Origin of the sequence: Sphingobacterium sp. UBA7253, assembly GCF_002472745.1 — a bacterium.
Classification (GTDB): Bacteria; Bacteroidota; Bacteroidia; order Sphingobacteriales; family Sphingobacteriaceae; genus Sphingobacterium; species Sphingobacterium siyangense.
The window spans coordinates 16,738-19,864 of the sequence record NZ_DKSP01000133.1 but is presented as its reverse complement, the minus strand read 5'-3'; the positions used below and the strand labels follow the sequence as shown (position 1 = coordinate 19,864).

General features: G+C 37.0%; 3 protein-coding genes. 1 reads left to right on the top strand and 2 read right to left on the bottom strand.

Annotation, left to right across the window (positions count from 1 at the left end):
* Both B2X72_RS13695 and B2X72_RS13690 read right to left on the bottom strand, forming a co-directional pair.
* Positions 1-317: nucleoside triphosphate pyrophosphohydrolase family protein (locus tag B2X72_RS13695; RefSeq protein ID WP_286849963.1), on the bottom strand; the 317-nt coding region annotated here is incomplete at its 3' end.
* Positions 318-411: 94 nt separating this feature from the next.
* On the bottom strand, positions 412-2,028 hold the full coding sequence (locus B2X72_RS13690) for a pseudouridine synthase (RefSeq protein WP_286849962.1): 1,617 nt from the start codon (positions 2,026-2,028) through the stop codon (positions 412-414).
* Positions 2,029-2,270: 242 nt separating this feature from the next.
* On the opposite strand from B2X72_RS13690, the gene B2X72_RS13685 reads away from it, so the two are divergent.
* Entirely contained in the window at positions 2,271-3,083 is an 813-nt protein-coding gene (locus B2X72_RS13685) for a lytic transglycosylase domain-containing protein (protein WP_286849960.1), read from the top strand.
* Positions 3,084-3,127 lie beyond the last annotated feature (44 nt).

The window sequence follows — 3,127 nt, the reverse complement described above, 5'->3', positions numbered from 1 at the left end:
ATGGCTTCTGCTTCGTCTTTACATGCCTTGCTCATATTGGAACGTTGAACTTCATCAAAAAGAGCTGAGAATTTATCTTTTAAACCAAATTCTAATACCGCTCCAGCAAGTACATATTGAATGTCACATAGTGCGTCTGCAATCTCTACCAAATCCTTATCCTGGATGGCTTCTTCTAATTCTTTTAATTCCTCAGCGATCAACGATACCCGTAAGGCACATCTTTGTTCAGATGGAATCGTAGGGGTGTCTAGGATTGGATGTTGGAATGTTTTATGGAATTCCGCAACGGATGAAAGTGTTTTCGGATCAGTCATATTCTTTGTTGTTTTATTTGAAAGAGCAAATATAAAAAATAAAGGACGGTTAACTGAATGACCGTCCTTTATTTTTATTTATCTTCTTAAGCGATTAAATCAGGTGCTTTAATTGCACGATTTCACGCTCCTCTAAATATCTCCAGCGGCCACGTGGAAGATCTTTTTTCGTTAAGTTTGCATAAACCACACGGTCCAATTTAACGACTTCATATCCTAATGACTCAAAAATACGACGTACGATACGATTTTTTCCTGAGTGGATTTGGATGCCAACTTCACGTTTTGATCCACCTTGGACATAGCTCAAGTCATCGGGTTTGATTACACCATCTTCTAATTCGATACCAAAGCTGATTTTGTTAAAATCACCTTGTGTAAGGCTTTTGTTTAACTCGACATTATAGATTTTGCTGATGCTGTTACGCGGGTGTGAAAGTTTTTCAGCAAGACTACCATCATTTGTCATTAAAAGTAGCCCCGTTGTGTTTCTGTCAAGACGACCAACAGGATAGATTCTTTCTTTTGTCGCTTTAGAAACAAGTTCCATTACGGTATGACGCTCCTGAGGATCATCTGTAGTCGTGATATAATCTTTTGGTTTGTTCAACAGAACATAAACATTTTTTTCACGTTTTAAACGTTCGTTGTTGTAACGGATTTCATCTGTTGCAGGATCTACCTTGGTACCCAATTCAGTAACAGGTTCTCCATTTACCCAAATGACACCAGCAATGATAAGCTCATCAGCTTTACGTCTTGAACAAATACCAGCATTGGCGATGTAACGGTTTAAACGAACTAAGCCATCATCCTCTGCATCCTCTGCTTTTTTCTTTGGACGTTTAATATATTGTTTATCACCAAAGTTTTTGTTGTCATCAAAATTTCTACTTCTTTCGCCATCAAACTTTCTGTTAGAAGGTCTTGAAGAGTCATTTCTGTCTGAACGTTTGAAATTATCTCTTTTATCAAAAGAACGCTCCGATCTATCGAATGATCTTGGGCTGTCATTTCTGTCTGAACGTTTGAAGTTATCTTTTTTATCGAAAGAACGCTCTGAACGGTCAAAAGATCTTGGAGTGTCATTTCTGTCTGAACGTTTGAAACTATCTCTTTTGTCAAAAGAACGTTCTGATCTATCAAAAGATCTTGAGGAATCATTTCTGTCTGTACGTTTGAAACTATCTCTCTTATCAAAAGAACGCTCTGAACGGTCAAAAGATCTTGAGGAATCATTTCTATCTGTACGTTTGAAACTATCTCTTTTATCAAAAGAACGTTCTGAACGGTCAAAAGATCTTGAAGAGTCATTTCTATCGGAACGTTTGAAGTTATCTTTTTTGTCAAAAGAACGTTCTGATCTATCAAATTTATTGAAGGAATCTTTTTTGTCAAAAGATCTTGAAGAATCATTTTTATCAAATGAGCGGCCTCCTCTACCAAAGGATTTTTCTGAATTATCTTTTGAACGGAAGGAATTGTTCTCTCCTCGGAAAGGAGGTTTGTCTGAGAATTTTTTAGATCCGAATGATCTGTTCTCACGATTATCATCTTTTCTGAAAGAACCTCTTTCAGATTGGTCATTCGACCCATATGATTTTTTTCCGAAACTATTGTTCTTATCGCCTCTAGATTTGAAGCTATCTGAGTTGCCTCGTGACTTTCTGGAGTTGTCATCACGACTGTTCCTTTTATTGCTGAATGGCATTGTGTTTTGCTAAAATGTGAACCACAAAGTTAGGTATAATTTTGGGTTTTGCGAAAAAATCCTTATCTTTTTGTCTTTTCTTGGATTTGCTGCGTTTTTACGCTAAAAAAGCCACTTTAAGTGGTCTGTAATGTAACTATTTGTTTTTTAAATAAATAGTGTTTACCTTTGTACCCTTGAATTTGAACCAAGCTATTTTTTGATCGATTGGAGTCGTGGATAGGATAGCATTAAGGGAGTGAATGATAAGAAAGAAAGTTTTATGTAGTAGTTTGATTTTGTTTGCTTTATTGCTGTCAAAATTATACTCAACCCCACACAACAACGCTTCAAACGGCGATAAGATCGTTGAACCGAAGCTCGTAGTAGTTCCCGCTCATCATGGGGACGAAGAAGAAAAAAAAGAAAAAAGCAATTCGTTTGAATCTTATATGAATTCATTGACATTTGCTGAAGATTCATTACCGATGGATCGTCCGCTTGTGGAAAGTAAATTGCGCAAATTTTTCAATCGATTCTCGTTTAAAAAAACAGGATCATACGATATGCACAAAAAGGCAGAGACCTATTTGCCTATGATCGCAAAGATCCTTAAATCACATGGTATTCCGGAGGATTTTAAGTATATCCCCTTAGTGGAAAGCGGGCTTAGTAAAGCTGTTGTTTCATCTAAGGGAGCTGGTGGTTATTGGCAGTTTATGCCGGCAACAGCGCGATTGTATGGATTGAAAGTCAATGGTAGAGTAGATGACCGGAAAGATCTTGTCAAATCTACACATGCTGCTGCCAGATACCTGAAATACCTGTATGCCCAATTTGGAAACTGGACCTTGGTAGCTGCAGCATATAATGTCGGTGATGGTAGTTTAAGAGGTTCTATAAGAAGACAAAAAAAGGACGACTATTTTGCATTGAAATTGAATAATGAAACGGGTTCGTATGTTTACAAACTGGTTTCTATGAAGGAAATTATCGAACATCCGCAAAAGCATGGTTATTCGCGTTATGCAAACAAAGAAAGCGAGACCTTGGATAAGGAACCCAATATGCTATAAAATTGCGTAAAGTAAAATATAACGATTAAAGTACCATAAAAAAG